At 69.7% G+C, this 26,538-nt stretch carries 26 protein-coding genes; 14 read left to right on the top strand and 12 right to left on the bottom strand.

Annotated features, from left to right (window positions below; genetic code table 11):
• Positions 1–60 precede the first annotated feature (60 nt).
• The 4 genes from L332_RS20400 to thpR are packed head-to-tail and all read left to right on the top strand — an operon-like array spanning position 61 to position 2,037.
• Entirely contained in the window at positions 61–507 is a 447-nt protein-coding gene (locus L332_RS20400; protein ID WP_021010115.1) for an Hsp20/alpha crystallin family protein, read from the top strand.
• Positions 504–815, top strand: coding sequence for a hypothetical protein (locus L332_RS20395; protein WP_021010114.1), 312 nt, complete (start codon positions 504–506; stop codon positions 813–815). The genes L332_RS20400 and L332_RS20395 overlap by 4 nt, the downstream gene beginning before the upstream one ends.
• A gap of 4 nt (positions 816–819) precedes the next feature.
• Positions 820–1,437 carry a GNAT family N-acetyltransferase gene (locus tag L332_RS20390; protein WP_021010113.1) on the top strand — a complete coding sequence of 206 codons (618 nt, stop codon included), beginning with the start codon at positions 820–822 and terminating at the stop codon, positions 1,435–1,437.
• Positions 1,438–1,485: 48 nt separating this feature from the next.
• The gene (gene thpR, locus L332_RS20385) at positions 1,486–2,037 is read left to right on the top strand and encodes an RNA 2',3'-cyclic phosphodiesterase (RefSeq protein WP_021010112.1); all 552 of its coding nucleotides are present in this window, start codon (positions 1,486–1,488) and stop codon (positions 2,035–2,037) included.
• Positions 2,038–2,040: 3 nt separating this feature from the next.
• Here the strand turns inward: thpR and L332_RS20380 are convergent, their stop codons facing one another.
• Positions 2,041–3,279 (bottom strand): saccharopine dehydrogenase family protein, encoded by a 1,239-nt coding sequence (locus L332_RS20380; RefSeq protein WP_021010111.1) that lies wholly within the window; start codon positions 3,277–3,279, stop codon positions 2,041–2,043.
• A 159-nt stretch (positions 3,280–3,438) separates the two neighbouring features.
• Between L332_RS20380 and L332_RS20375 the strand changes: the two genes are divergently transcribed.
• The 4 genes from L332_RS20375 to L332_RS20360 all read left to right on the top strand — a co-directional run bounded on the left by L332_RS20375 (position 3,439) and on the right by L332_RS20360 (position 7,266).
• Positions 3,439–4,968 (top strand): APC family permease, encoded by a 1,530-nt coding sequence (locus L332_RS20375; RefSeq protein WP_021010110.1) that lies wholly within the window; start codon positions 3,439–3,441, stop codon positions 4,966–4,968.
• Positions 4,965–5,381 (top strand): universal stress protein, encoded by a 417-nt coding sequence (locus tag L332_RS20370; RefSeq protein WP_021010109.1) that lies wholly within the window; start codon positions 4,965–4,967, stop codon positions 5,379–5,381. Before L332_RS20375 ends, L332_RS20370 begins: the two co-directional genes overlap by 4 nt.
• Before the next feature lie 98 nt (positions 5,382–5,479).
• Positions 5,480–6,820 (top strand): aspartate aminotransferase family protein, encoded by a 1,341-nt coding sequence (locus L332_RS20365; protein ID WP_021010108.1) that lies wholly within the window; start codon positions 5,480–5,482, stop codon positions 6,818–6,820.
• Complete coding sequence (locus L332_RS20360) at positions 6,817–7,266, top strand: Lrp/AsnC family transcriptional regulator (RefSeq protein ID WP_021010107.1); 450 nt, start codon at positions 6,817–6,819, stop codon at positions 7,264–7,266. Before L332_RS20365 ends, L332_RS20360 begins: the two co-directional genes overlap by 4 nt.
• Here L332_RS20360 and L332_RS20355 read toward each other — a convergent pair.
• Positions 7,263–7,580, bottom strand: a complete 318-nt coding sequence (locus tag L332_RS20355; protein ID WP_021010106.1) for a hypothetical protein — start codon at positions 7,578–7,580, stop codon at positions 7,263–7,265. The two genes, L332_RS20360 and L332_RS20355, sit on opposite strands and share 4 nt — an antisense overlap.
• A gap of 28 nt (positions 7,581–7,608) precedes the next feature.
• Positions 7,609–7,869 carry a DUF2798 domain-containing protein gene (locus L332_RS20350; RefSeq protein WP_021010105.1) on the bottom strand — a complete coding sequence of 87 codons (261 nt, stop codon included), beginning with the start codon at positions 7,867–7,869 and terminating at the stop codon, positions 7,609–7,611.
• A 238-nt stretch (positions 7,870–8,107) separates the two neighbouring features.
• On the opposite strand from L332_RS20350, the gene L332_RS20345 reads away from it, so the two are divergent.
• Positions 8,108–8,719: a dihydrofolate reductase family protein gene (locus L332_RS20345; RefSeq protein ID WP_021010104.1), complete on the top strand. Its 612-nt coding sequence runs from the start codon at positions 8,108–8,110 to the stop codon at positions 8,717–8,719.
• On the opposite strand, the gene L332_RS20340 is transcribed toward L332_RS20345, so the two are convergent.
• From L332_RS20340 to L332_RS20330, 3 genes are all read right to left on the bottom strand, one after another.
• Positions 8,711–8,980 carry a DUF3072 domain-containing protein gene (locus L332_RS20340; protein ID WP_021010103.1) on the bottom strand — a complete coding sequence of 90 codons (270 nt, stop codon included), beginning with the start codon at positions 8,978–8,980 and terminating at the stop codon, positions 8,711–8,713. The genes L332_RS20345 and L332_RS20340 overlap by 9 nt on opposite strands.
• Positions 8,981–9,084: 104 nt before the next feature.
• Positions 9,085–10,026, bottom strand: a complete 942-nt coding sequence (locus tag L332_RS20335; protein WP_021010102.1) for a zinc-binding dehydrogenase — start codon at positions 10,024–10,026, stop codon at positions 9,085–9,087.
• Positions 10,027–10,109: 83 nt separating this feature from the next.
• On the bottom strand, positions 10,110–11,774 hold the full coding sequence (locus tag L332_RS20330; protein ID WP_021010101.1) for an ABC-F family ATP-binding cassette domain-containing protein: 1,665 nt from the start codon (positions 11,772–11,774) through the stop codon (positions 10,110–10,112).
• A 73-nt stretch (positions 11,775–11,847) separates the two neighbouring features.
• On the opposite strand from L332_RS20330, the gene L332_RS20325 reads away from it, so the two are divergent.
• A complete protein-coding gene (locus L332_RS20325) occupies positions 11,848–15,789 on the top strand; it encodes an ATP-binding protein (RefSeq protein WP_021010100.1) in 3,942 nt (1,313 codons plus the stop codon).
• 128 nt (positions 15,790–15,917) lie between these two features.
• Here the strand turns inward: L332_RS20325 and L332_RS20320 are convergent, their stop codons facing one another.
• Positions 15,918–16,781, bottom strand: a complete 864-nt coding sequence (locus tag L332_RS20320; protein WP_021010099.1) for an AraC family transcriptional regulator — start codon at positions 16,779–16,781, stop codon at positions 15,918–15,920.
• Between the two features lie 129 nt (positions 16,782–16,910).
• Between L332_RS20320 and arfB the strand changes: the two genes are divergently transcribed.
• The 4 genes from arfB to L332_RS20300 all read left to right on the top strand — a co-directional run bounded on the left by arfB (position 16,911) and on the right by L332_RS20300 (position 19,583).
• Positions 16,911–17,351, top strand: a complete 441-nt coding sequence (gene arfB / locus L332_RS20315) for an alternative ribosome rescue aminoacyl-tRNA hydrolase ArfB (RefSeq protein ID WP_021010097.1) — start codon at positions 16,911–16,913, stop codon at positions 17,349–17,351.
• Positions 17,352–17,389: 38 nt separating this feature from the next.
• Positions 17,390–17,737, top strand: coding sequence for a TraR/DksA family transcriptional regulator (locus tag L332_RS20310; RefSeq protein ID WP_021010096.1), 348 nt, complete (start codon positions 17,390–17,392; stop codon positions 17,735–17,737).
• Positions 17,738–17,886: 149 nt separating this feature from the next.
• Positions 17,887–19,200 carry a hemolysin family protein gene (locus tag L332_RS20305; RefSeq protein ID WP_021010095.1) on the top strand — a complete coding sequence of 438 codons (1,314 nt, stop codon included), beginning with the start codon at positions 17,887–17,889 and terminating at the stop codon, positions 19,198–19,200.
• Positions 19,201–19,253: 53 nt separating this feature from the next.
• Complete coding sequence (locus L332_RS20300) at positions 19,254–19,583, top strand: hypothetical protein (RefSeq protein ID WP_021010094.1); 330 nt, start codon at positions 19,254–19,256, stop codon at positions 19,581–19,583.
• A 180-nt stretch (positions 19,584–19,763) separates the two neighbouring features.
• Here the strand turns inward: L332_RS20300 and L332_RS20295 are convergent, their stop codons facing one another.
• The 5 genes from L332_RS20295 to L332_RS0114975 form a co-directional block, all read right to left on the bottom strand.
• Positions 19,764–20,606, bottom strand: coding sequence for a formate/nitrite transporter family protein (locus tag L332_RS20295; protein WP_021010093.1), 843 nt, complete (start codon positions 20,604–20,606; stop codon positions 19,764–19,766).
• A gap of 51 nt (positions 20,607–20,657) precedes the next feature.
• Positions 20,658–23,210: an excinuclease ABC subunit UvrA gene (locus tag L332_RS20290; RefSeq protein ID WP_021064947.1), complete on the bottom strand. Its 2,553-nt coding sequence runs from the start codon at positions 23,208–23,210 to the stop codon at positions 20,658–20,660.
• A 178-nt stretch (positions 23,211–23,388) separates the two neighbouring features.
• Entirely contained in the window at positions 23,389–24,342 is a 954-nt protein-coding gene (locus L332_RS20285; protein WP_021010091.1) for a DUF4268 domain-containing protein, read from the bottom strand.
• A 246-nt stretch (positions 24,343–24,588) separates the two neighbouring features.
• Positions 24,589–25,314 carry a competence/damage-inducible protein A gene (locus L332_RS20280; RefSeq protein WP_021010090.1) on the bottom strand — a complete coding sequence of 242 codons (726 nt, stop codon included), beginning with the start codon at positions 25,312–25,314 and terminating at the stop codon, positions 24,589–24,591.
• 672 nt (positions 25,315–25,986) lie between these two features.
• A partial coding sequence (locus tag L332_RS0114975) for an IS3 family transposase (RefSeq protein ID WP_041203883.1) occupies positions 25,987–26,538 on the bottom strand: 552 nt, incomplete at its 5' end.

The raw sequence follows: 26,538 nt of genomic DNA, 5'->3' as shown, positions 1-26,538 counted from the left end.
GACCGCAGCGGAAGCGGAGTAGACACGAGGCACGCGACCGACGCGACGGAGGGAGCAGCCATGAGCACGGACGCCGCCCGCAAGTACCCGGTCTTCCCGCCGTTCACGGAGTGGGTGGATGCGTTCGCCCTGCTGGGCGGGTGGGATGGCCGAGGGCCCCTCCCCGGCATCCGCGTCGAGGAGCTCGTGCACGACGACGAGTTCATCGTGCACGCCGAGCTCCCCGGCCTCGACCCGGAGCGCGACATCGACGTGACCGTCGAGCACGGCACGCTCACGATCCACGCCGAGCGGCACCCCGACAAGCGCGAGAAGCAGCGCTCGGAGTTCCGCTACGGCGCGCTCGCCCGTGCCGTGCGACTGCCGCAGGGCGCGAAGGACGACGACATCACCGCCGCCTACGAGGACGGCGTGCTCACCGTGCGCGTCGGGCTCGATCCGGTGCCGACGAAGGCGCGGCACATCCCGATCGAGCATCGGTCGAGCGCGCGGCGCGGGCGCCGGTGACAGCACCGGAGCGCACGGACGACGGCCGCTGGATCGTCGTCGACGGCCGGCGGTGGCGCGCGGAGGACCCGTCGCTCGACCCCGACGTCGCGCGGCGGCTGCGCTCGCACCTCGGCCGCGCGCGCTCGGCCGTGCGGAGCGCGCCGGACGACGCGAGCCGGCGGCGCGTGCGCGATCGCGTGCAGCTCGCGAAGGAGGGCCTCGGCGAGCGCGGCACCGCGTGGTGGGAGCTCACGGAGGCCGAGCGGGCCGAGCGCGCGGCGGAGCGGCTCTCGAGCCTCGACGAGCTCGCCCCGCCGGAGCGCTGACGGCATGGCGCGCGCGAGCACGGGCGACACGGCCACGAGCGGGATCGTCGTGCACCCGGCGACGCACGACCGCTTCGACGACCTCGCCGCCGTCATCGGTCCGAAGCGGCCCGACGCATCCGTCTGCTGGTGCCTCAGCCACCGCATCGACGCGAAGACGAACACGGCGCTGCGCGGCGTCGAGCGCGGCGCCTTCGTCGAGCGGCTCACGCGCGAGCCGGTCGCGCCGGGCGTGCTCGGCTACGACGGCGACGAGGTCGTCGGGTGGGCCGCGGTCGCGCCGCGCGCGCAGCTGCCGTTCGAGCGCTCGCGGAAGATCCCGCACGTCGACGACCAGCCGGTGTGGTCGATCTGGTGCATCCGCGTGCGGCCGGGCCGGCGCGGCCGCGGCATCTCGCACGCGATGCTCGCGGGCGCGGTCGACTTCGCCGCGGCGCACGGGGCGCCGGCCGTCGAGGGGTACCCCGTCGACAACGGCGGCGAGCGCGTCGACCTCACGATGGCCTACGTGGGCACGCGAGCGCTCTTCGAGCGCGCGGGCTTCGAGCTCGCGGCGCCGACGGACGCGGTCTCGGGCGGCTTCCCGCGCGTCGTGATGCGCAAGCAGCTCGCGACGCGCTGAGCGCGCTGCGCACACCGCGCGCTCGGCCTCGCGCTCTACCGTGGGCGGATGGGTCGGCGGATGTTCGCGGCGGTCGTGCCGCCCGAGGACGTGCGGGAGGAGCTCGCCGAGTTCCTCGACGTGCGCGAGGGGCTGCGCTGGACGCAGCCCGACCGGATGCACCTGACGCTCGCCTTCCTCGCCGACGTCCCGGAGCGCATCCTGGAGCCGCTCGAGGAGCGGCTCGCGAGCGCCGCCGCGGGCGTCGAGCCGTTCGCGTGCTCGCTCGCGGGCGCCGGCGCGTTCCCGCACCCCGACCGGCCGGCCGTGCTGTGGCTCGGCGTCGGCGAGGGCGGCGACGAGCTCGAGCGGCTCGCCCGCCGGGTGCACGACGGCGCGAACGCCGCTGGCGCGCCGCCCGACGGCAAGCGCTTCACGCCCCACCTCACGCTCGCGCGGCCGCCGCGCGACCGCAGTGCCCTGCGCTGGCTGCGCGTGCTCGACACCTACCGCTCCCGCCCCTGGACCGTCGACGAGGTCGAGCTGATCGACTCGCAGCTGCTCGGCCACGGCCGGCGGCCGCTGCACGAGACCGTCGCGCGGCTGCCGCTCGGCGGCTGAGCGTCACTCCTTCGCCGCGACCTCCATCTGCCCCCACGGCGAGCCGTACTCGCCGAGCAGGTCGAGGAACGGCTTGGGCGGCATGGTCTCGGGGCCGAGCACGCCAGCGCCCGACCAGTCGCCGCGCGCGAGCAGCTCGAGCGCGATCACCGGGTTGATCGCCGTCTGCCACACGACGCACTGGTGGCCGTACTCGGCCATCGACCACTCGTTGTCGACCACGTGGTAGAGGTACGTCGAGCGCGGCTGCCCGTCCTTGCCGGTGCCGCGCACCCACACGCCCGCGCATGTCTTGCCCGTCATGATCGGCCCGATCGTCGCGGGGTCGGGCAGCACCGCCGCGACGACGTCGCGCGGGGCGACCTCGACGCCGCCGACCCTCACCTTGTCGGTGCGGTCGAGCCCGAGCGTGTTGAGCGTGCGCAGCACGCCGATGAACTCCTCGCCGAGCCCGTACTTGAAGGTGACTCGATCGGCCTCGAGCCAGCGCGGCATCATGAGCACCTCCTCGTGCTCGACGTTGACGCACTCGACCGGCCCGATGCCCTCGGGGAAGTCGAACACCTCGGGCTCGCTGAACGGCTCGGTCGTGTACCAGCCGCCGTCGACGTCCTGCCGCGAGCGTTCCCAGATGACCGGCGGGTTGAGGCACTCCTCGATCGTCGTCCAGATCGAGAACGAGGGCGCGAAGATCTCGTTCCCGTGCTCGTCGTGCACCGCGAGGTTCGCGCCGTCGCGCGTGCCGAGCTCGTCGATGTGGTCGAAGAGCTCGTCGGCGGCGTAGCGCGCGAGCACGTTCGAGAGCCCCGGCTCCACGCCGATCCCGACGAGCGCGAGCCGCCCGGCCGCCTCCCACTCCCCCGACTTCGCGAACTGCTCGTCGCCGAGCTTGAGCCCGACCTTGCGGTAGGGGTCCTCGGGGTGGCGCTTCGACAGGCTCATCGCCATGTCGAGGTAGTCGGCGCCGGCCGCGAGCGCGCCGTCGAAGATCGGCATGACGAAGCGGGGGTCGACCGCGTTCATCACGTGGGTGATGCGGTGCTCCCGGCAGAGCGCGGCGACCGACTCGGGGTCGGATGCGTCCACTCGCGCGGCCGTGAAGCGCGCGTCGACCGCGGCGGCGCGCTCCGCGCGCGCGGCGTCGTAGTCGGCGATCACGATCGCCTCGAAGAAGTCGCGCCGAGCCGCGATCGCGGCGAACGCGCCACCGACCCCTCCGGCTCCGATCAGCAGGATCCGCATGGACTCACCTCTCCGCCGGCATCGCCCGCGGATCCCGGCTGCGCCAGACTGTAGCGCAAGCGCGACGGAATCAGTATGGTCTGCGAGCAGAAGGTGCGGATGCGTCACCCAACGCGGGCGGCGAGCACGGTATCCGCCGAAGCGCGACGAGGAGCCCCAGTGAGCGAAGACACCATCGCGGCGCGACCGCCCGCCGGGCAGACCGGGCTGAAGCCGAACGCCATCGGCTTCCTCGACGCCATGGTCATCGGCCTCGCCTCGACCTCCCCCGCCTACACGATCGCGGCGATCATCGGCGGGCTCGTGGCCTTCAGCGGCGTGCACGCCCCGGGCATCATGCTCGCGAGCTTCATCCCGATGCTGCTCATCGCATCCGCCTTCTACTACTTGAACACCGTCGACCAGGACTGCGGCACGACCTTCTCGTGGGTCACGCGCGCGATGGGGCCGTGGCTCGGCTGGATCGGCGGCTGGGCGATCGCGATGACGGGCGTGCTCATCGTCGGCTCGCTCGCCGAGGTGGGCGTGCGCTACTCGCTGCTGACCTTCGGCCTCGAGGACGCCGCCTACGACCCGGTGCTCATCCGCGTGCTGACGGTCGTGCTCATCCTCGTGATGACCGCGATCTGCGTCTGGGGCACCGAGATCTCGGCACGGCTGCAGAACGTGCTCATCGTCTTCCAGGTGCTCTCGCTGCTCGCCTTCGCGGTGTTCGCCCTCGTGCTCGTCTTCTCGGGCGACTCGCCCTTCGACTCGCTCACCCCCTCGTGGGAGTGGCTCAACCCCTTCGGCGGCGGCTGGGAGGGCGTGACCGCCGGCCTGCTGCTCGGCGTCTTCGCCTACTGGGGCTGGGAATCGGCCGTCAACCTCACCGAGGAGACGACGAACTCGACGCAAGCGCCCGGCAAGGCGGCGATCTGGTCGACGATCGTGCTGCTCGCGACGTACCTCTCGGTGACGATCGCGGTCGTCGCGCTCGCCGGCGAGTCGTTCCTCGCCGAGAACGCCGACGAGGAGGACGCGATCTTCCAGATCCTCGCGAGCGAGACCATGGGCCCCTGGGCGTGGGTCGTCATGCTCTCGGTCGCGACCTCGGCGATCGCCTCGACGCAGACCACGATCATCCCCGCGTCGCGCACGGGCCTCAGCATGGCCCGCCGCGGCGCCCTGCCGAAGACCTTCGGGCACATCCACCCGCGCTTCCGCACCCCCGACGTCTCGACGTGGTGGGTCGCCGGCATCGCGATCGCCTACTACCTCGTCGTCGGCCTGCTGAGCGAGACCGCGCTGTGGGACACGCTCACCGCGCTCGGCCTGCTCATCGCCTTCTACTACGCGCTCACCGGCATCGCGTGCGCCGTCTACTTCCGCAAGCGGCTCACGCGCAGCGTCAAGAGCTTCCTGCTCATCGGCGTCGGGCCCGTGCTCGGCTCGCTCATGCTCCTCTGGCTGCTCGTCGCGGCGATCATCGACTACGGCAACCCCGAGAACTCCTACACCGAGACGCCGTGGTTCGGCGTCGGCCCGCCGCTCGTGATCGGCGTCGGCATCTTCCTCACCGGCATCGTGCTCATGATCGTCTGGTACTTCCGCGACCGCCGCTTCTGGGCCGAGCGGCCGAGCACCGCCGAGCAGCCCATCGTCCGCATCGACGCGACCACGGGCCGCAGGGAGGGAACGGACGCATGACGATCGCGCTCGGCTACGACGAGTCGCCCGGGGCGCGCGCCGCGCTCCCCGTCGCGATCGACATCGCGCGCCGCTTCGGCGAGCGGCTCGTGATCGTCTACGGCACCGCGCCGCCCGGATCGCTCGGCGAGGAGGCGCGCAGCCACGAGGCCGCGCTGCGTCAGGCGGGCGACGAGGCCGCGGGCCACGCGCTCGCCGAGGCGCAGGCGGCGGGGGTGGATGCGGTGGTCGAGCTGGTCTCGGAGCGCCCGGCCCCCGCCCTCCTCGACGCAGCCGACCGGCACGGCGCCCGGCTCATCGTCGTCGGCACGTGGGGCGAGAGCCCCATGCGCGGCGCGATCCTCGGCTCGACGCCGCACAAGCTGCTGCACCTCAGCACCCGCCCGGTGCTGTGCGTGCCCGCGCTCGACTGACCGAGTCCGTCCGCCCGCTCATTCCCGACGCATCCGCCAACACGGACTGACACCGAACCGACCGACACCGACTCGACACCGACGAAGGACCGACACGCATGAGCACGCCCGCCGACCACCTGTGGATGCACTTCACCCGGATGGCGGACGCCGACCGGGCGCCCGTCATCGTGCGCGGCGAGGGCGCGTACATCTGGGACGACCGCGGCAAGCGCTACCTCGACGGGCTCGCCGGTCTGTTCGTCAACCAGCTCGGGCACGGCCGCGCCGACCTCGCGGCGGTCGCGGCGAAGCAGGCGGAGACGCTCGCCTTCTTCCCCGTCTGGTCGTACGCCCACCCGAGCGCGATCGAGCTCGCCGACAAGCTGGCCTCGCTCACCCCCGGCGACCTCAACCGCATCTTCTTCACCTCGGGCGGCGGCGAGGCGGTCGAGAGCGCGTGGAAGCTCGCGAAGAACTACTTCCGCCTCACGGGCAAGCCGCAGAAGCACAAGGTCATCAGCCGCGCGATCGCCTACCACGGCACGACGCACGGGGCGCTGTCGATCACGGGGCTCCCGGGTCTCAAGCAGATGTTCGAGCCGCTCGTGCCCTCGACCTTCCGGGTGCCGAGCACGAACCTCTACCGCGCGCCCGTGCACCGCGACGACCCCGAGGCGTTCGGCCGCTGGGCCGCCGACCAGATCGCGGTCGCGATCGAGCAGGAGGGGCCCGAGACGGTCGCGGCCGTCTTCCTCGAGCCGGTGCAGAACTCGGGCGGCTGCTTCCCGCCGCCGCCTGGGTACTTCCAGCGCGTGCGCGAGATCTGCGACGAGTACGACGTGCTGCTCGTCTCGGACGAGGTGATCTGCGCGTTCGGCCGGCTCGGCACGATGTTCGGTGCGGAGCGCTACGGCTACCAGCCCGACATCATCACGTGCGCGAAGGGCCTCACGTCTGGCTACGCGCCGCTCGGCGCGATGATCGCGAGCGACCGGCTCTTCGAGCCCTTCACCGAGCCCGGCGCGATGTTCGCGCACGGCTACACGTTCGGCGGCCACCCGGTCGCGACCGCGGTCGGCCTCGCGAACCTCGAGGCCTTCGAGCGCGAGGGCGTGCTCGAGCACGTGCGGGCGTACGAGGGCGCGTTCCGCGCGACGCTCGAGGGCCTCACCGATCTGCCGATCGTCGGCGACGTGCGCGGCGACGGCTACTTCTTTGGCATCGAGCTCGTGAAGGACAAGGAGTCGCGCGAGACCTTCGACGAGGCGGAGAGCGAGCGGCTGCTGCGCGGCTTCCTCTCGACGGCGCTGTTCGACGCCGGCCTCTACTGCCGCGCCGACGATCGCGGCGACCCCGTCATCCAGCTCTCTCCTCCGCTCATCTGCGACCAGTCGCACTTCGACGAGATGGGGCAGATCCTGCGCGGCGTGCTCTCCGAGGCGTGGTCGCACCTGTGAGCCTGCCCGACAGCCACGACAAGGCGATCATCGCCGAGCTGCAGCGCGACGGCCGCGCCTCCTACGCGGCGATCGGGCACGCCGTCGGGCTCAGCGAGACCGCGGTGCGCAACCGCGTGAGGCGGCTGACGGATGCGGGGGTCATGCAGATCGTGGCCGTCACCGACCCGACGCAGCTCGGCTTCGCGCGCCAGGCGATGATCGGCATCCGCGCGTCCGGAGCGCTCGAGCCCGTTGCCGAGGCGCTCGCGGCGCTGCCGGAGGTCGACTACGTCGTCATCACGGCGGGCAGCTACGACGTGCTCGCCGAGGTCGTGTGCGAGAGCGACGCCCACTTGCTCGAGCTCGTCTCTGGCCGCATCCGCCAGATCGACGGCGTGCGCGAGACCGACACGCTCATGTACTTGAAGCTGCAGCAGCAGACCTACGCGTGGGGCGTGCGCTAGGCGCGCTGCACGTAGTGCCGCACGCGCGCCTCGCGCTCCACGAGGTAGCGATCGTCCTCGGGGTAGTAGACGGCGCGCTCTGGGTCGTCGCCCGCGAACGCGATCACCGCGGCCATCGACTCCCATCGCGAGACCGTCGTGATCTCGCTGTGGCCGTCGCCGAGGTCGCGCGTGAGCACCCAGGCATCGACGTTGCCGGGCGTCGAGCGGTACGCCTCCATGCCGGTCCGCTCGACGTAGTCGACGTACTCCTCGCGGTCCTGGGTGCGCACGACACCGCTCCAGACCCGCACGATCGGACGATGCTCGCTCATGCCGCGACGCTACTCCGCCCAGCCCCGTTCAGGCAGTGCCGCGTGCGCCCTCGCCGCCCGACGCATCCGGCCCCGTGCGCCGCACCGCGAACGCGAGCTTCATCGAGGCCGGCCACGCGACCATCGTGAGCGCGAACGCGATCGGCCACGCGATCGCGAACTGCAGCGGCCAGCCGGCGAGCCACTCCTCCGAGGGGCCGAGCGCGATGAGGCTCATGATGCCCGACATCGTCGCGGCCATGATGCAGGTCATGAACACCTGCGCGAGGAGGGCGATCTTCTTGTCCATCGTCTGTTCCTGTTCCCGGACGACGACGCCCATCGACGATGCTCGCGGAGTCGGCGCCGTCCGCATCATCGAGTGATCAGCGCCATGGGTTCGCGCGTCTCGCGCGACTGCATCTCGGGGAGCCGAGGGCCGGAATAACCACACCGGCCAGGATCTTCTAGGCGGGTCAAGGATACCGGATGCGTCGGCCGAGCCTGGGGGTGGCGCACGGCTCCCGCGCGCGGCAGGATGCGGCGGCATGGGGATCGTCACGTGCGACATCGGCGTCTCGGTCGACGGCTTCGCCGCGGGGCCATCGCAGAGCCGCGAGGAACCGCTCGGCGTCGGCGGCGAGCGGCTGCACCGCTGGATGTTCGAGGCGCCGGAGGAGAATCGCGAGGAGATCGACGCGATCCTCGGGCACGGCGCCTACATCATGGGCCGCAACATGTTCGGGCCGGTCCGCGGGCCGTGGGACGAGCCGTGGGACGGCTGGTGGGGGCGCGAACCGCCCTACCGCGCGCCGGTCTTCGTGCTGACGCACCACCCGCGCGAGCCGATCGGGATGGCGGGCGGCACCGTCTTCCACTTCGTCACCGACGGCGTGGAGGCGGCGTTCGCGCGGGCCCGCGAGGCCGCCGGTGATCGCTCGATCTCGGTCGCGGGCGGCGCGAGCACCGCCGATCAGTTCCTCGCCGCTGGGCTCATCGACGAGCTGCGGCTGCACATCGCGCCGATCGTGCTCGGGGCGGGCGAGCGACTGTTCGTCCGGTCGGGCGATGTGCGGCTCGAGACCGTCTCGGCGCGCGCGAACCCGCTCGTCGCGCACGTCACCTACCGCGTCGTGCGCGACGCGCCTCGCTCAGGCTGAGCCGGTGCCGCTCTGCTGGTCGCGAAGGCGCTCGATGTGCTCGGATGCCTCGGCCTTCGTGAGATCGGCGGGCAGCTCCTCCCCCGCTTGCCGCGCGAGCGTGTCGAGGTAGGAGCGCTGCGCCTCGGTCATCGGGTCGTCGCCGCTGACCCAGTCGGAGGGGTCCTTCTGCAGGTTGCCGCCCTGCGCGTCGCCCGTGGCCCCGATCGTCTCGCGCCCCTCGCCGGTCGCTCCCTGCTCGGGCATCATCGCGTCGCTCATCGGTGTCCTCCTTTGTGCCGACCCGCCGCTCGGCGCGCCGTGCGCGGCACTCTATGCCGCCCGCCCGAGAGCGGGCTCCGTGCGCCGGAGCCCGCTCGCGAGGGTCAGTCGGCGACCTTCGCCACCAGGCGGCCGACGACGCTGCCGTCGGCGAGCTGCTGGACGCCGGCCGGGATCTCCTCGAAGTCGATCTCGGTGATCGCGGGCTTGAGGTCGCCCGAGGCGATGTGGCGCATCGTCTCGACGATGTCCTCCTTGCTGCCGCCGACCGAGCCGTGTAGCTGCTTCTTGCCGAGGATGAGCGAGTACGTGTCGATCGTCGCCTCGAGCTTGCCCATGCCCACCTGCACGACGCGGCCTCCGGCCTTGACGGCCTTGAGCGCATCCGCCGTCGTCACGCCGAAGCCGGCGTAGTCGATGATGACGTCGAGCTCGGCGTCGGCGAACTCGCTGATCGACTTCGCGACCTGCGTCGCGCCGGCCTCGCGAGCGCGGTCCCAGACCGCCTCGTTGATCTCGGCGACGTAGACCTCGGCGCCGCGGAGCTTCGCGACGCGAGCGCCGATCTGGCCGAGCCCGCCGAAGCCGATGACGCCGACCTTCATGCCCGCCTCGACGCCCGCGGTCGAGAGCGCGCCGACGGAGGTCATGCCGGCGTCGGTGGCGGCGGCCGCCTGCTGGAAGGTGACGTCGTCGGGGATCGCGATGAGCGCGTCGGTCGAGACCTCCGCGCGGTCCTCCCACGCGCCGTTGACCATGTAGCCCATGAACTCGGCCATCGGCCAGACTGCCACGCGGTCGCCGACCTTCCAGTCGGTGACGCCCTCGCCGACCTCGCTGATGACGCCCGCGGTCTCGTGGCCGGGGACGACGGGGAGCTCCTTCATGTTCTCGAGCCACTTCTCGTCCTCGAGGATGCCGACGTCGGAGTGGCACAGGCCCGCCGCCTTGACGTCGATGACGACCTTGCCGGGGCCGGCGGTGGGCTCTTCGATGTCGACTCGCTCGAAGTCCTTGTGGGTGCCGACGAACTGCCATGCGCGCATGCTCTACTCCTTCGAATCTGAACCAAATGCTCCTTCGAGCCTACGCCTTCCCGATCCGATCGGCCCGGGATTCCGCCACCGGCTCAATGCTCGGAGACGACGCCCGCCTCGACGGTCCAGTGCCGGTCGAGCGAGACCGACTCCAGCATCCGCCGGTCGTGCGTCACGAGCAAGAGGGTGCCGCGGTAGCTCTCGAGCGCCTGCTCGAGCTGCTCGATCGCGGGCAGGTCGAGGTGGTTCGTCGGCTCATCGAGCACGAGCAGGTTGACGCCGCGCGACTGGAGCAGCGCCATCGCCGCGCGCGTGCGCTCGCCGGGCGAGAGCTCGTCGACGGGTCGGCCGACGTGGTCGGCGCGCAGCCCGAACTTCGCGAGCAGGGTGCGCACCTCGCCCGACGCGAGCTCCGGGACGAGCGCCTCGAACGCATCCGCGAGCGCACGATCGCCGGTCAGCAGTGAGCGCGCCTGGTCGATCTCGCCCACCTGCACGCTCGAGCCGAGGCTCGCAGACCCCTCGTCTGGCTCCCGGCGACCGAGCAGCGCGCGCAGCAGCGTCGACTTGCCGGCGCCGTTGGGCCCGGTGATGCCGATCCGCTCCCCCGCGTTCACCTGCAGCGAGACCGGCCCGAGCGTGAACGCGCCCTGCCGCACGACCGCGCCGTTGAGCGTCGCGACGACCGTGCTCGAGCGCGGCGCCGCGCCGATCTCGAACTGCAGCTGCCATTCCTTGCGCGGCTCCTCGACCTCCTCGAGCCGGGCGATGCGGCTCTCCATCTGCCGCACCTTCTGCGCTTGCTTCTCGCTCGACTCGGTCATCGCGCGGCGGCGGTTCTTGTCGTTGTCGGGCGCCTTCTTCATCGCGTTGCGCACGCCCTGGCTCGACCACTCTCGTGTGCGGCGGGCGCGCGCGACGAGGTCGGCCTTCTGCTCGGCGAACTCCTCGTACTGCTCGCGGGCGTGCCGGCGGAGCGTCGCGCGCTCCTCGAGGTACGAGTCGTAGCCGCCGCCGTAGACGCGGTTCGACGACTGCGCGAGGTCGAGCTCGAGCACGCGCGTGACGCAGCGGGCGAGGAACTCGCGGTCGTGGCTCACGAGCACGACGCCGCCGCGCAGCCCTTGCACGAAGGCCTCGAGCCGCTCGAGCCCGTCGAGGTCGAGGTCGTTCGTCGGCTCGTCGAGCAGCACGATGTCGAAGCGGCTCAGCAGCAGCGCCGCGAGCCCGACGCGCGCCGCCTGCCCGCCCGAGAGCGACGTCATGAGGGCCTGCTCGATCGGCTCGCCGTCGAGCTCGAGCCCGAGCTCGGCGAGCACGATCGGCGTGCGCTCCTCCAGATCGGCGGCGCCGCTCGCGAGCCAGCGTTCGAGTGCGGATGCGTAGGTGTCGGCGGGATCGGTGCCGGCCGGTGCGAGCGCGGGGTCGCCGAGCGCCGCCGCGGCGGCGTCCATCTCACGGGTCGCGGCCGCGCAGCCCGTGCGGCGCGCGATGTAGTCGACGACGGTCTCGCCCGCGACGCGCTCGTGCTCCTGCGGCAGCCAGCCGACGAACGCGTCGGCCGGGGCGAGCGACACCGTCCCGGCCTGCGGCTCGTCGACGCCGGCGAGGATGCGGAGCAGCGTCGACTTGCCCGCGCCGTTCGCCCCGACGACGCCGACGACGTCGCCGGGCGCGACGGTGAGGTCGAGGGAGTCGAAGAGCGTGCGGTGGCCGTGGCCACCCGCGAGCCCCTGCGCGACGAGGGTTGCGGTCATCCCGCCATCCTCCCAGGTCCGAAAACGACCAGCAGCAAGCGCTTGAGCGTGAGGGCGCCCTACAGTTAGCGCCATGCTGATTGATGACCTGGACGAGTCTGCTCGCATCCTCATTCAAAGCAGAGCGCGCGCCGCTGGGGAAAGCCTGACAACGCTCGCTAGCCGCTACAAGGGTCGCACCGCATCCGAACTTGCGCAGGAGCTGGCAGCTACCGAAAAGCCGGACAAGCCCGGACTAGGGCTATTGCTCGCGAAGGTCGCGCTCGAAGAGGCGGTAAGCGCAAGGTCTCGGGAGCAGTTCAGCGACTTCCTATTCAGGTTCGGCGCACACTTGAGAGCGAGCTTAAGCGCACCGGGTCTGACACCCTCGCAGCGGTTGGCATTGGCCACCGCAGCAGAGAACTTGTTCCACACACTCCCCACGTCGAGCGGGCCTCAGCGCGCCGAGGCCGCCGCCGTGCGTGTTCGGCTGAGCGGCCCCGATCTGCACGACAGCGACTGGCTCTCGGTACTGGGACTGTCCCGTGAGCAGTTCGATTCGATCATGCGACAGTTCAGTAGGGAGCTCCGTCCGCGCGACGGCGAGCGGCCGCTGCGCAATCAGGTACAGCCGCAGGAACGTTTCGGTTCCCCTCGGAGAGGCAGCGGCGTTAGCGACCTTCCCCATTGGTTGTCTGTCGAAGCCGTCGGCCACGTCGACTCACTGGTGGCGGCGGGCGCGAACTGGGATCCAGCCCTGTACCGCACCGACCGCCACTCGGATCCGGAACTGGCGTGGACCGAGTTCGTGAGAGGCAACTTTGAGAGCGCGAGAAGCGCGGTCGAAGGCGTGCTTGCGCAACTGGGCGAGGCCTGGGGACCTTCATCCGGCGTGGATGCCCTCCGGACGTGGAACTGGCTACGCCTGGTCGTCGAACTCGCCCGCATCGAACGCGGCCAAGCCAGCGATGCGCGTCGTTCCTGGACCTCTGTCTGTGAGCTGGCCCTCCGATGCGTTCCCGACGATCACCGCCTGGATTCTTGGTTGATCAACGCTCTGGGTGATTTCGTCGCGAACGACCCTGCATCGCAACGGGCATGGTGTGCCTACACGCTGCGGCTGGTCGCCGCCGTGGGTCACGAGGTGGCCCTGTCTGCGTACTCGAACTCCGAAAAGGCGACTCTTCGACAGGCCTGGCAAGAACATTTTGATCTCGATGCGCTGGAAGCGAAGAACACCGCTGCTGCGACGGCGAAGCTAGTGCCTCTCTACCAACGCGTCTTTCAGACCTTCTACGTGGGGGCTCGGCAAGCGCAGACGCCCAGTCTGGTCGTTCGAGACGGAGTCGCGTTGCGCACGGGCTGGCTGGACGAAGTGGAGCTCGCCATAGTACGTGATGCGCAGGAGATGTTCTCCGAGGCGGAGCGACTCACGGAACTAGAAACGACAACTCATCACGACCTATCCGAGGCTCGCCGGGACTTGAATCTCCTGTCAAGCCGCATCATCGACTCCGGTAGCGCACTCCTACAGGACCTCATAGCACCCCTAGTCACAATCGCTTGCGAGCGTGCTGATGGGGCGATCGCGAGGTTGGGCGAAATATCTCGCCCGAGCATCACGGTCCGGCTCGCGTCGTCGAAGTTGCCGTTCAGTGCCGCGGAGGGCTCGGCGTACGACATCCGATTCATAGTCGTCAACACGGGAAACGCCACCGCGGAGAAAATTACACTCCGGGTCTCCGCTCCGGAAATCGGCCTGGCGGGAAGCGGGACCCTCGAGACGCTCGGGCCTGGAGCATCGAATGAGATCGTCGCCAGGATTGTGGCGTCCGGAATTGCGCGACGGGCCATCAGTCTAGAATGCGTTATGGACTGGACAGATCAGCTCCTGCAGAGCTTCACGATGAGCACTTCCCTTGCTGCCGAAGATCAGATGCCTGTGACTTGGTCTCAGATGGATGTGAACCCGTTCAACCTTGGAACAATCTCGGAGCCGGAGAGGCTCGTCGGTCGCGCGGATGACCTGAAGTCGCTCGACGCGCTGCTCGCGGGAAACGCTTCCGCGTACATCACCGGCCACAAGAGGGTGGGCAAGACCTCACTGACGCGCGTCCTGCTCCGGGAGGTGTCGCAGTCGCGCGGATGGGCGGGCAGTCTCTTGGCTCTTGGCCGTGCCCTCGGGCCCGGACAATCGGCCGGAGACCTCGTCATCTCGCTACTCGATGAAATCCAAGACGCAGTTTCGCAAGCGTATGGGATCGTGCTGGACGACCCGACACTGCTGGCACCGCCAGACGGGGGCAACTTCGCGCGCGTTGCCAACCGATGGCTTCGCTCCGCGTCCCGCAAGTTGCCTGCGGAGGCACGGGTGCTGATTGCGATCGACGACTTCGACGAACTTCCGCGTCACCTCGTGGAGGGTCCGCAGGCAGACACTCTATTCCTCTTCTTGCGTTCGTTGGTCGACGAGCCTTGGTTGAATCTGATCGTCGTTGGCAGCGAAGTTCTGCCGTCCATCATTCAGGCGCAAGCCCATAAGCTGAACCAGGTCGTGCCCGTCTCGGTCACGAACTTCGCGTCGCCGACATCCACTGCGGAGCTTCTCGAGACGCCTACAGCGACGAAACTCGAGTGGGATGTCGAATCCGTAGACCGCGTCCACTACCTGTGCTCCGGGAACCCCTATTACGAGACGCTCTTGGCTCAACGCATCTGGCTCATGATGCGGGAGATGTCCCGGTCCGTGGTGACCTCGGCCGATGTCAACGAGGCGGCTGTCAGCGTGGCGAACGAGGCTCCGGACTCCCACTTCATTCATCTATGGGCGGATAGCACCAGCGGCCTCGACCACAATGCACGTCGGGCGATCGTCGCCAGCGCCGTACTGAGGTCGATCGCGCGATGCGGCGGTGAGGCGCTAGTACCGGCGAGCGCTGAAGAAGTTACTGGCTTGGCGCAGCGGTGGATCCAGACCGCGACCACGGAGGAGTTGAATCAGTCCATCGCGACCTTGAAATCTCGAGAAGTTGTCAGCAGTCCGGCCGAGGACCGCCTCCTTATCAGCATCCCTTTGGTTGGAATCTGGCTTCAGTCGGCAGGGGCGCGGGCTCTCGACAGCGTATACGCAGACTCTAAGCACGCTACTGCCACAGTACGAATGATAACTGACTCGGATCTTGTGTCTCTCTCGAAGAATCTTCGTTATCGCGGCGAGGCGATATCCGAGATTCGAATCAAGGCTTGGCTAGAACAGTTCGGCGGCCATGACCGCCAGTACCTAGCGTACAAGATGCTGCGCCGAATGATCATGGATGGATACTTCCCGTCAACTCGACTGCAGAACACCGCACTACCTCGACTGGCGCAAGCGGCTTCCAAGTTAGAGGCCGCGCGACTGCTTGTTCGCGAAGCAAACAACCAGTATTACAAGAACGCGATTCTGGTTAACCACGGCGTCCCTGGCGACAGCACTCAGGGCACACTAAGCGCGTTGGCGAAGTCTCTCGGCATCAAGAAAGCAAATATCGTCAAGACCGATGACCTTACGGATCGTATCCGTTCATACTCGGGAACCGTCGTCCTCTTCCTGCTCGATGACTACTGCGGCACGGGAACACACCTCGGTCGGGAGCTCGATCGGATTAGTGAGAACGTGTCGAGCATGGGCGAGGACTGGGTTGAGAAGGTGCACGTCGTTGTTGGCGCCAGCGTCGTCGCGGACGAGCGGGACTTGCCTTTAGGCTCGGGGGTGCTCAGTGTCGAGACGGTCGGCGGCACCTATCTCGGGGACCGTTTCCGGCCGTTTTCGGCATCATCGGGCATCTTCGATTCGGATGACGAGCGTGCGCGCGCAGAGGAAATGACGCGCTCCATCGGGAGTTCGCTATTGCCGAACAACCCGCTCGGATACGGGGGCCGCGCTCTGCTAACCCTCTTCGAGTTCAACTGTCCGAATAACGTTGCACCGATCTTTTGGCGTGGGGGCAGCGTCGCCGGCTCAGCGTGGACTCCCTTGTTCGAGAGAGCGGTCTGATCGTCGAGGTTCACTTCGGGATTGTCGTGATCGATGAGCCGCTACGGCGCGATCGCTGATGTCGATAGGAGTTCTGCGCACTTCCGGCGCTGCGATCTCGGTCGGTGTCGTCAACACCGCGGAAGCCCTCACGCCGCCTCGATCGGCAGCCAGTACTGGCACGTCGCGTGCGACTCGGTGAGCTCAAGGTAGCGGAGGATCGACGGCCCGGGCCGCAGTCGCCAGGGGTTCGACGGGAACCAGTCGGTCGCCGTCGCCGCCATCATTTGCTGGAGCGCCTCGGGGAACGGCCCGCTCGATCGGAAGACCGCCCACGTGCCGGCCTCCGCGCGCACGACATCGAGATCGTCGGGCACCGCGGAGCCGGCGTGCATCGCGACACCGTGCAGGTAGGTCAGCGGCGAGCCCTCCGGCGCATCCGGCTGGATGTCGGCCATCACCGCGAGGATGCCGGCGGGGTCGGTGTCGTTCAGGCCCTTGAGTCGCGCGTGCTCCTCGGACGGGAGCGAGGCGATGTGCGCCTGGATGTGCGGGTTGACGCCGCGGTGGATGAGCGGCACCTCGGCGGCGTGGCCGACGAGGGCGAGCGCGGGTCGATCGGTGATCGTGACATCCATGGGGGTGCCTCCTTCGACGCTCAGGCGGAACCGGAGCATGGGTTGTGTGCTGAGCGGACCACCGCTGCGGCGCGCTTCCGCCGGCCCGGTGCCGTGCACGGCGCGGAACGCGCGACCGAACGCCTCGACCGAGCCGTACCCGTAGCGCACGGCGACGTCGAGCAGGCTCGGAGCGCCGCGCACGAGGTCCGCGGCTGCGAGCGTCATCCGCCGCCGTCGCACGTACTCCGACAGCGGCATGCCAGCGAGCGCCGAGAACATGCGGCGCACGTGGTACTCGGTCGTCGCGTGCTCTCGAGCGAAGCGAGCGGCGTCGATCGGCGCGGCCGGGTCGCGCTCGACGAGCTCGACGAGGGCGTTCAGCGTGCCGATCATGGTCCTCCTTCCGCACTCCATCGTCGTCGCGAGCCCGTCGGCGCACCCGATGATCCGTGCCGGGCTCGATCGTCGCTCGCGACAGTAGTCGCGCAGCCACTACGGCGAGCGAACGGGCACACTCGAGGCATGGACGATCTGCTCGTGCCGCCCGGCCCCGGGGCGCCGCGTGGCCTGCGCGTGCCGGCGACCGAGCTCGTCGAGCAGTTCTCCCGGTCGTCCGGCCCCGGCGGTCAGGGCGTCAACACCGCCGACTCCCGTGTGCAGCTGAGCCTCGACCTCGGCTCGACGACGGCGCTCGACGACGAGCAGCGGCGGCGCGCGCTCGACCGACTCGCGCCGCGCCTCGCCGGCACGGTGCTCACCATCAGCGCCTCCGAGCATCGCTCGCAGCTCGACAACCGCGTCGCCGCGCGGCGCCGGCTCGCGGCCCTGCTCCGCGAGGCCGTCGTGCCGCGGCTGACGCGCCGCGCGACCCGCCCGACGCGCGGCTCGCAGCGTCGGCGGGTCGAGGCGAAGCTCCGGCGCTCCGCGACCAAGCAGAACCGCCGGCCTCCGCGCCCCGAGTGACGAGCCGCGGCGTCAGCGGCCACGGCTAGCCTGGCCCCATGCCATCGCGCGCCGACAGCATCGCGGAGCGCCGCCGCGAGGTGCTCGCTCGCCTCGACGAGGTCGAGCGAGAGCTCGTCGAGCTGCGACGGATGCGCGAGGGCCTCAACGACGACGACGAGCACGATCCCGACGGCGTCTCCCTCTCCTCCGAGTGGTCGCGACTCGAAGGGCTCCGGCAGACGCAGCTCGAGGCGCTGGCCGCGATCGACGAGGCGAGCGCCCGGCACGAGCGAGGCGAGGACTCGCTCTGCAGCGTGTGCGGTCAGCCGATCGCTCCCGAGCGGCTCGAGGCGCGGCCCCAGGCCACGACCTGCATCGACTGCGCTCGCCGCCTCGAGAGCTGAGCGCGCGACCGACGCTCCGCCGGTTCTCCGCATAGCATGCGGCTGTAGCCTGCCTCCATGCGACGCAACGCGAGCCGGGAAGCCCCCGACGGTCATAGTCCGAACGCCCAGGTGACCCTGGGCGCGCCCCAGCACGCGGAGTTCCGCCGATGAGCGCGGATCTCGCGACGAACATCGCCCTCGTCGTGGCGTTCGTCCTGATCGGCGGCGTGTTCGCCGCGACGGAGATGGCGCTCGTCACTCTCCGCGAGGGCCAGATCAACGCGCTCGCCGCGCGAGGCAAGCGCGGCGAGAAGGTGGCGGGGCTCGCCCGGAATCCCAACACCTTCCTCTCCGCCGTGCAGATCGGCGTCACCGTCGCCGGCTTCGCCTCTGCGGCGTTCGGCGCCTCCTCGATCGCGCCGTACGTGACGCCGCTGCTGAGGCAGCTGGGCTTGAGCGAGCAGGTCGCCGGCACCGTCGCGACCGTCGTGCTGACGCTCGCGATCGCGTACCTCTCGCTCGTGCTCGGCGAGCTCGCGCCCAAGCGGCTCGCGATCCAGCGCAACACGGCCTTCGCCTACGCCGTCGCGCCGATCCTGAACGGCTTCGCGATCGTGATGAAGCCCGTCATCTGGTTCCTGTCGGTCTCGACGAACCTCGTCGTGCGACTCCTGGGCGGCGATCCCCACAAGACGGGCGAGGAGATGACGGAGGAGGAGCTGCGCGACATGGTCTCGAGCCACGCGGGCTTCCCCGACGAGGAGCGGCGCATCCTCGACGACGTGCTCTCGCTCCGCGATCGCCAGCTGAGCGAGGTCATGCGGCCTCGGCCCGAGGTCGCGGCGCTCGACGGCACCGCGACGGTCGAGCAGGCGGCGGCGATCGTGCGCGAGCAGCCCTACTCGCGCTACCCGCTCATCGATCGCGGCATCGACGACATCACCGCCTTCGTGCACGTGCGCGACCTCTTCGACGCGGTGCAGGATCGCTCGGCCGCGACCCTCGACGAGATCGGCCGTCCCATCCCCTACTTCCCCGCGACGGCGCGCGTGCTGCCGACGCTTGCGACCATGCGGGCGGAGGGCCACCACATCGCGGTCATCATCGACGAGTACGGCGGCACCGACGGCATCGTCACGCTCGAGGACCTGCTCGAGGAGGTCGTCGGCGAGATCTTCGACGAGTATGACACCGAGACCGGGCCGAGCGAGCTCTCGACGGAGGGCGGCACGGTCGACGGCCGACTCAACTTCCAGGACTTCGAGGAGGCGACGGGCGTGCGGCTGCCGAGCAGCTCCGCCGACACCGTCGCCGGCTTCGTCCTCGAGCGACTCGGGCGCCTGGCGAAGGTCGGTGACGTCGTGGGGATCGACGGCGCGCTGCTGAAGGTCACGGCGCTCGACCGGCATCGCATCGCCGAGCTCTTCGTCACGCCCGTCGCCGACCCGACTCCGGAGGGCGAGACGCGCGCCGAGGCGTGACGCCGGCTCCGGACCCCTAGCGGAGCAGTCGCAGACGCGGTTACGCTCCCGTCATGCTGAAGGCGGGCGCGACCCACGACGCGTGGGTGCCGGCGATGGTCGCCGCGGTGCTCGCGGCGCTCGGCGCGGTCTCGCTGCAGGTCGCGGCGGCGCTGAACGTCCTGCCGGAGGCACCGGTCGAGCTGGCGTGGCTGCTCGGGTGGGTGCTGCTCTCGTGGTCGATCTTCGCGATCTCGGCCGCTCTGCTGCTGGCCTGGCGCTCTCCGCGCACGACGAACCCGCCGCTGGCTCCGAGCCTGCTCGTGATCGGCGCGGCGGTCGTCGCCCTCGCGATCGCCGTGGCGCTGCACCCGCCGTTCGGCGCTGGCGCGGGCGTCGGCTGACGCCGCCCCGAACAGCGAGAGCCCCTCTCGCAGTCGCTGCGGAGGGGCATTCGCGTGGCCTTCGTCCAAGGCATCGAGCGCCCCAGGAGTTCCAGGATCGATGATGTCGCTCCACGCTGGGAGTGAACCGAGTGGCGCCTGAGACCGCTGCTCGGACGGATGGGCTACCGCCGCCCGTCGTCAGCTCGCCTGCTCCTCCGCCTTCTCGAGCGGGATCGAGGCTGCGCGGATGCCGCGCAGCACCCGGAGCGTCCGCGCGACGCGCGGCAGCGAGATGATGAGCAGCCCGCCGAGCATGTTGCACGGGATGACGATCGCGAACCACTGCGCGAAGTCGCCGATCGAGATGTCTGCGCCCGCGAGCATCGCGCCGAAGATGATGATGGCGTTGAGCGCCCCGTGCAGCATGCCGAAGCCGATCACCAGCAGGCCGGAGATCGTGCACGTGACCACCGCGACGACGTCGTCCGACGAGCCCTGCTGCATCCGCGTCGACAGCGTGATCGTCGCGCCCGCGAGGAGCGCGAGCGCGATCATCACGGGCAGCGAGGGCTGATCGATGTAGCCGACGGCCGAGTCGATCATGGTCTGGTGGTAGTCCGGCAGGGCGACGACCACGATCGCCATGAACGCGAGCCCGCCGAGCAGGTTGGTGACGAGCGTCACCGCCCAGAGGCGCAGCATCTGGAGCCACGTGCCCTGCCCGGCGATCACGGCGTTCAGCGGGAGCAGGAACTCCTCGGTGAAGAGCTCCGAGTGCGCGAGCTTGAGCGCGAGCAGCCCCACGCCGAAGGCCATGCCGGCGAGGATGTCAGAGCCCGTCGCCTGCTTGACGAGCACCATCGCGAGGATGCCGAGGCCCACGTCGAAGCCGCCGAAGATGCCCGTGATGATGAGCTCGGGCCACTTGCGGTTCAGCCGCTCCGCGCCCTTGACGACGGTCGTGACGGCTTCGTCGAGCAGCGCGTCCTCGATGTCGAAGTCGCTGTCGCCGAGGTTCCGGCGCTGCTCACGCTCTTCCATGCGCACAGCGTACGGATGCGGTGCCGTGCGCGGGCGCTCGGGTCGCGGTGATCAGCGGGCGAGCGCCGCCGCGAGGTAGGGGGCGGTGCGGCTCGCGGCGCTCGTCGCCACCTGCTCGGGCGTGCCCTCCGCGACCACCTGGCCGCCCGCATCCCCCGACCCCGGGCCGAGGTCGATGACCCAGTCGGCCTCTGCGACGATGCGCATGTCGTGCTCGACCATGATGACGGTGCTGCCGCCGTCGACGAGGCGGTGGAGGTGCGCGAGCAGGCGGTCGGCGTCGGCGGCGTGGAGCCCCGAGGTCGGCTCGTCGAGCAGGTAGAGGGTGTCGCCGCGCTGGCCCCGCTGTAGCTCGGCGGCGAGCTTGACGCGCTGCGCCTCCCCGCCCGAGAGCTCGGTCGCCGGCTGGCCGAGCGCGACGTAGCCGAGCCCGACGTCGAGGAGCGCGTCGAGGTGCCGGTTGACCTCGGCGTCGTCGGTGAGGGATGCGCGGGCGTCGCGCACGCTCATGGCGAGCACGTCGGCGATCGAGCGGCCGTCGAGCTCGATCTCGAGCGTCTCGGCGTTGTAGCGGGTGCCGCCGCACGTCGTGCACGGCGCGTGCACGGTCGGGAGGAAGAGCAGCTCGACCTCCATCGTGCCCTCGCCCTTGCACGTCGGGCAGCGGCCGGCGGGCAGGTTGAACGAGAAGCGGCTCGCGGCGTAGCGGCGCCGCCTCGCCTCCGGCGTCGCGGCGAACAGCGCCCGCACGCGGTCGAAGAGGCCGGTGTAGGTCGCGACGTTCGAGCGGGACGTGCGGCCGATAGGCCGCTGGCTCACCTGCACGACGCGGCGCAGCCGCCCCGCCGGCCCGTGGGCGCGACCGGCGGTCTCGGCCTCGACGCGCTGCGTCAGCGGGTCGGCGGGCGCCGCGCCGTCGTCGGCCGCGGAGGCGTCGTCGACCTCGCTCGCGAGGCTCGCCCGCAGCAGCTCCGGGAGGGCCTGCACGACGAGCGTCGACTTGCCGGAGCCCGAGACGCCGGTCACCGCGGTGAGCGCGCCGAGCGGGAACGCGACCGAGAGGTCGCGCACGTTGTGCCGCGAGACGCCGCTCAGCTCGAGCGCCCCGTCGCCCTCACGCCGGGCTCGGCGCTCGCGGCTAGGCTGCGGCGCGTCGAAGAGGTAGCGGCGGGTGACCGACTCCTCCGCGTCGCGGAGGCCCTCGAGCGGCCCCGAGTGGACGACGGTGCCGCCCTCGGAGCCCGCGCCCGGGCCGATGTCGACGATCCAGTCGGCCTCGCGGATGACGTCGAGCGAGTGCTCGACGAAGAAGACCGAGTTGCCCGAGTCGCGCAGCCGCCGCAGGATGCCCAGCAGCGACTCGGTGTCGGCGGGGTGCAGGCCCGCGGAGGGCTCGTCGAGCACGAAGACGACACCGAAGAGTTGCGAGAGCACTTGCGTCGCGAGACGCATGCGCTGCAGCTCCCCCGACGAGAGCGATGCGGTGGTGCGGTCGAGCGAGAGCGAGCCGAGCCCGAGGTCGATGATGGGCGAGAGGCGGGCGAGCAGGTCGGTCACGAGGCGCCGGGCGGCGAGCAGCTGCTCGGGGTGGCCGTCGCCGCCGCTCGGCCGCCAGTCGGGCTCGAGCACGCCCCGCAGCAGCGCCGCGACGTCGTCGAGCGGCATCGCCGCGAGCTCGGTGATCGCGAGCCCCTCGAACGTGACCGCGAGCGCCTCGCCCTTCAGCCGGCGACCCCCGCACTCGGGGCACGCGACGCTCACGATGAACGACGCGGCCCGCTCGCGCATCCGGGCGCTCTTCGAGCCCGCGAACGTGCCCAGCACGTAGCGGCGCACGCCCTGGAAGGTGCTCATGTAGCGCGGCGGGGTGCCGTCGGCGATCGCCTGCCGCACCTCGGCGGGGCCGCGGTCGGTGTAGATCGGCACCTGTGGCGACTCGTCGGTGTAGAGCGCCCAGTCGCGCTGCTCGCGCGGCAGCTCGCGCCACGGCACGTCGATGTCGTAGCCGAGCGAGATGAGGCTGTCGCGCAGCTGCTTGCCGTGCCACGCGGTCGGCCAGGCGGCGAGCGCGCCCTCGCGGATCGTGAGGGATGCGTCGGGCACCATGAGCGACTCCGGCACGTCGTGCACCTGGCCGAGTCCGTGGCACGTGGGGCACGCGCCCTGCACGGTGTTGGTCGAGAAGTCCTCCGCGTAGAGCATCGGCGCGCCGGGCGGGTACGTGCCGACGCGCGAGTAGAGCATGCGCACGACGTTCGAGATGGAGGTGGCGCTGCCGACGGTCGAGCGCGCCGAGCCGCCGGAGCGCTGCTGCGGCAGCGCGACGGCCGGCGGCAAGCCGTCGATCGCGTCGACGTCGGGCACCCCGACCTGGCTCATGAGCCGGCGCGCGTAGGGCGCGACCGACTCGAAGTAGCGGCGCTGCGACTCGGCGTAGATCGTGCCGAAGGCGAGCGAGCTCTTGCCGGAGCCCGAGATCCCGGTGAACGCCACGAGCGCATCGCGCGGGATGTCGAGGTCGACGCCGCGCAGGTTGTGCTCGCGAGCGCCGCGGACCCGCACCCGATCCAAGCCGTCCTGCGTCGCGCTCCCCTGTGCATCCATCACGCCAGCCTCTCGCGAAGCCGGTGCAAGCACCCTGAGGGCGACGCGGCGCTCAGGCGACCGCGTCGCGGATCACCCGGACGGTCTCGATCCCGGCCCAAACGTGCCGGGTCTCTGCCGTGAGCGACCAAGACGCAGCCAGCCTGCTCGCGGACGCGTCCGGTCCTCGGACCCGACGCTAGAGGTACCGCGGGAAGACGTCCGCGAACCTATCAACGGTCGCGACCGCCCACTCGCGAAGCTCTGCCCGCACCAGCTCGTCTCGGAAGTCGCCGTGCCTCTTCACGAGGATTCTGCTTGCAGCCTTCGTCGGGAGTTCCTGCCACTCACACTTCATTCCGAGTTGCGCCTCGATGGCACCCTTATGGGTCTCAAGTGAATAGTACGTCTCCTTCGCATTCGCATAAAACTCGACGCCGACATACGTCTTCTGTGAGTTCAAGGTGATCGAGATCTGCCCCTTACCGGATCCAACGCGCACGTCATACCAGTGTTGCGGGGTCGGTCTAGCCCAGCTCTTCACGTGGCGAGCTCCGTCCAGGCCCGCTGCACGAACTTCCTCGAAGAACGCCTGCTGTTGGAGCTTCAGATCGCTGACCGAACCAGCAGAGGTGCTTTGCCTGACGACTTTCAGCCAGTCATTGGGCTTGGCAATGACATTGAAGCGTGGGGCGGGCCTGGAGTCACCGATACGCCATGCCTCGATCTGAATCAGGAACAAGTGAACCGAGTCGTCGGTGTGTTCGTTCAGCCAGTTCACCGCGTTCTCGTGCTCTTCGCGAGCATCCTTGACGATCCATACCAGCACTTCAGCCTGCTTGCCCGCGCCGTACGTAAGGATCTTTCCCAAATGATCATGGTCAGTCTGCTCGAGCTGGTTCTCGATGACGACCACGCGATCTTCGGAGTCGACGGCAAGGATGTCGGCCCTGTAGGTGCCCACGTTGACCTCTGTGTCGGTCACCGTGAGTGAGCCACCGCCGAGGATCACCTCCGCGAGCTGATCGATGTTATCGGGCATGGCAAGCCACTGGGTGAAGTCGGAGGCCTCGTGCTTCCAGACCTCTCGAAGCGGGACCTGCTCGAGTTTCCCCAACTCAGCCATCGGCAACGCTCGCACCAGATCACTCATGGCATAGACAGTATCGAGAGTTCAGTTCGAGGTCTGCCGACCGAGGCAATCAGTCATAGGCGGGGCGTCGTCGATGGCCATCTCCGCCGTGGAGCTAGTCGGTGATCGTGTCAACTAGGCGCCGCAGTTCGCGTGGTCAACCTGCGAAACCAGCTGCAGCAGCGGAGCCAGCATCTCTTGGTGATCGCGACCAAGCGCCCAAACGACCGCCCCAGGCTCAGTACAGCCAAGAATCGACACATTTGCTCAGCCATCGGCGTCGCGGATCGCGCGGAGACGCTCGATCGCGACGCGCACGCGCGCCGGGTCGGTGCCGCGCACGACGATGTTGGTGCCGTAGACGCCGGCGTCGTGGAACGGGTAGGAGCCGATGCTGAGCTCGGGCATCACGGCGGCGAGGTCGCGCAGCGGCTCGGCGATGCGGCCCTCCCCCACCTCGAAGCGCAGCTCGTCGGAGACGACCGGCAGCCCCGACTCGAGCCCAGGCAGGACCGCGTCGAGCATCGCGACGAAGATCGCGGGCACGCCGGCCATGACGTGCACGTTGCCGATGCGGAAGCCGGGCGCTCCGCTGATGCGGTTGTCGATGAGCGCCGCGCCGTGCGGGATGCGCGCCATCCGCAGGTGCGCGTCGGTGAGCGTGCGCCCCGGCCCGACGGCCGCCTGCAGCGCGGCGCGCGCATCGTCGCGCACCTCGACGCCGACGCCGAACGCATCCGCCACGGCGTCGGCCGTGATGTCATCGTGCGTCGGCCCGATGCCGCCGGAGGTGAAGACGTGGGTGTGCGCAGCGCTGAGGGCGCGCACCGCGTCGACGATGACAGCATGGTCGTCGGGGATGACCCTGATCTCGCGCAGGTCGATCCCGGCCTTCCCGAGCCGACCGGCCAGGTGGTAGGCGTTCGCCTCGCGCGTGCGCCCGGAGAGGATCTCGTCGCCGATCACGAGCATCGCGGCAGTCGGGTTCGTCATGGCTCCAGCGTGCCGCATCGACCTGCGCGAGACCGGCGAGCGCCTCAACTCGCCTGTCGCTCTGCCCTCTTCGGCGAAGCGGCGGACAGCGTGAACAACGTGACCGCCAAGAGAAAGGGCGCCTCAGCAATCAACTGAGGCGCCCAGGGCACTGCCCCTTAAAGCAACGGTCGCCTGCGCCACTGCCAGTCCCGTGAAGATGTCAGATACAAATGTCGACGCAATGGTAAGAACCGCTACAACCGAACCAGTCATATGACTCCCCCCTCCCAGATCGGGGCTTGAAGCCGAAACAACGGATATTGCTGTGACGAGGAGGACAAGCAGCACTGCCGTGCCAATAAGCAGCCGCCGGATTCGAACCGGCGAGCGACCGTGCACACTATGTAGTTAGACCTACATTATAGCATGTCTCGCGGGTTGCATCCGCGTTCTGTGAGCGGCGGGCCGTGACGCACGCCAGGTCGCGCACCGCCCGGCTAGCGAGACCGCTCGTTCCGTCTCGCGGCGAGGTGCAGTAGAACGGTGTCGGGCTGCCTCACCCGTCTAGTTCCGGGTCAATCAAACTCGGACGTCCACCACTTCAGAACCCGGAGATGTTCGGCACCACAATTGCCTCTTGTTCTAAGCAGAAGGTTCGCAAAGTGAACCGTCCCCGGTTCTCTGCCGCTCCTATGCGGGTGCCAGCACCGGGTGTGATGGCGTTTCGAGGTCAGCGTAGTACGCGGCCTCGAACTCCTCGGGAGGGACGTCGCCGAGGGTGGAATGCAGGCGCCTGGCGTTGTACCAGTCGACCCATTCAGCGGTGACCCATTCGACGTCCTCCAGCTGCTTGAGCGGACCGGTCCGGAAGGGCGAGTCGTCGCGAATCGCTTCGGTCTTGAACAGCCCGATCGTCGACTCGGCGAGGGCATTGTCATACGCGTCGCCGATCGAGCCGATCGACGCAGCGATGCCCTCCAGGGCGAGCGTCTCGGCGAAGCTCACGGACGTGAATTGAGACCCGGCATCGCTGTGATGGACCAGTCCGTCGAGCGCCGGGCGGCCGGCTCGGTCGCGCCGCCACAGGCCCATCCGCAGCGCCGTGGTCACCAACGGCGTCGTCTTCGTGGTCGCGGCCTGCCAGCCGACGATCGCGCGTGAGAAGCAGTCGATCACGAACGACACGTACGCGAACCCGGCCCAGGTGCGCACGTAGGTGAAGTCCGCCACCCAGCGCTGGTT

The organism is Agrococcus pavilionensis RW1 (genome assembly GCF_000400485.1).
Taxonomy (GTDB): domain Bacteria; phylum Actinomycetota; class Actinomycetes; order Actinomycetales; family Microbacteriaceae; genus Agrococcus; species Agrococcus pavilionensis.
Note: the sequence above shows the minus strand (reverse complement) of the source record. Positions and strands in the feature narration are given on the sequence as shown.

What these genes read in the sequence shown, in the direction of transcription:
- L332_RS20400 (WP_021010115.1), top strand. Translation starts at nt 61, where the DNA reads ATGAGCACGGACGCCGCCCGCAAGTACCCGGTCTTCCCGCCGTTCACG.
- L332_RS20390 (WP_021010113.1), top strand. Translation starts at nt 820, where the DNA reads ATGGCGCGCGCGAGCACGGGCGACACGGCCACGAGCGGGATCGTCGTG.
- thpR (WP_021010112.1), top strand. Translation starts at nt 1,486, where the DNA reads ATGGGTCGGCGGATGTTCGCGGCGGTCGTGCCGCCCGAGGACGTGCGG.
- L332_RS20380 (WP_021010111.1), bottom strand. Translation starts at nt 3,279, where the DNA reads ATGCGGATCCTGCTGATCGGAGCCGGAGGGGTCGGTGGCGCGTTCGCC.
- L332_RS20370 (WP_021010109.1), top strand. Translation starts at nt 4,965, where the DNA reads ATGACGATCGCGCTCGGCTACGACGAGTCGCCCGGGGCGCGCGCCGCG.
- L332_RS20365 (WP_021010108.1), top strand. Translation starts at nt 5,480, where the DNA reads ATGAGCACGCCCGCCGACCACCTGTGGATGCACTTCACCCGGATGGCG.
- L332_RS20355 (WP_021010106.1), bottom strand. Translation starts at nt 7,580, where the DNA reads ATGAGCGAGCATCGTCCGATCGTGCGGGTCTGGAGCGGTGTCGTGCGC.
- L332_RS20350 (WP_021010105.1), bottom strand. Translation starts at nt 7,869, where the DNA reads ATGGACAAGAAGATCGCCCTCCTCGCGCAGGTGTTCATGACCTGCATC.
- L332_RS20345 (WP_021010104.1), top strand. Translation starts at nt 8,108, where the DNA reads ATGGGGATCGTCACGTGCGACATCGGCGTCTCGGTCGACGGCTTCGCC.
- L332_RS20340 (WP_021010103.1), bottom strand. Translation starts at nt 8,980, where the DNA reads ATGAGCGACGCGATGATGCCCGAGCAGGGAGCGACCGGCGAGGGGCGC.
- L332_RS20335 (WP_021010102.1), bottom strand. Translation starts at nt 10,026, where the DNA reads ATGCGCGCATGGCAGTTCGTCGGCACCCACAAGGACTTCGAGCGAGTC.
- L332_RS20330 (WP_021010101.1), bottom strand. Translation starts at nt 11,774, where the DNA reads ATGACCGCAACCCTCGTCGCGCAGGGGCTCGCGGGTGGCCACGGCCAC.
- L332_RS20325 (WP_021010100.1), top strand. Translation starts at nt 11,848, where the DNA reads ATGCTGATTGATGACCTGGACGAGTCTGCTCGCATCCTCATTCAAAGC.
- L332_RS20320 (WP_021010099.1), bottom strand. Translation starts at nt 16,781, where the DNA reads ATGATCGGCACGCTGAACGCCCTCGTCGAGCTCGTCGAGCGCGACCCG.
- arfB (WP_021010097.1), top strand. Translation starts at nt 16,911, where the DNA reads ATGGACGATCTGCTCGTGCCGCCCGGCCCCGGGGCGCCGCGTGGCCTG.
- L332_RS20310 (WP_021010096.1), top strand. Translation starts at nt 17,390, where the DNA reads ATGCCATCGCGCGCCGACAGCATCGCGGAGCGCCGCCGCGAGGTGCTC.
- L332_RS20305 (WP_021010095.1), top strand. Translation starts at nt 17,887, where the DNA reads ATGAGCGCGGATCTCGCGACGAACATCGCCCTCGTCGTGGCGTTCGTC.
- L332_RS20300 (WP_021010094.1), top strand. Translation starts at nt 19,254, where the DNA reads ATGCTGAAGGCGGGCGCGACCCACGACGCGTGGGTGCCGGCGATGGTC.
- L332_RS20295 (WP_021010093.1), bottom strand. Translation starts at nt 20,606, where the DNA reads ATGGAAGAGCGTGAGCAGCGCCGGAACCTCGGCGACAGCGACTTCGAC.
- L332_RS20290 (WP_021064947.1), bottom strand. Translation starts at nt 23,210, where the DNA reads ATGGATGCACAGGGGAGCGCGACGCAGGACGGCTTGGATCGGGTGCGG.
- L332_RS20285 (WP_021010091.1), bottom strand. Translation starts at nt 24,342, where the DNA reads ATGAGTGATCTGGTGCGAGCGTTGCCGATGGCTGAGTTGGGGAAACTC.
- L332_RS20280 (WP_021010090.1), bottom strand. Translation starts at nt 25,314, where the DNA reads ATGACGAACCCGACTGCCGCGATGCTCGTGATCGGCGACGAGATCCTC.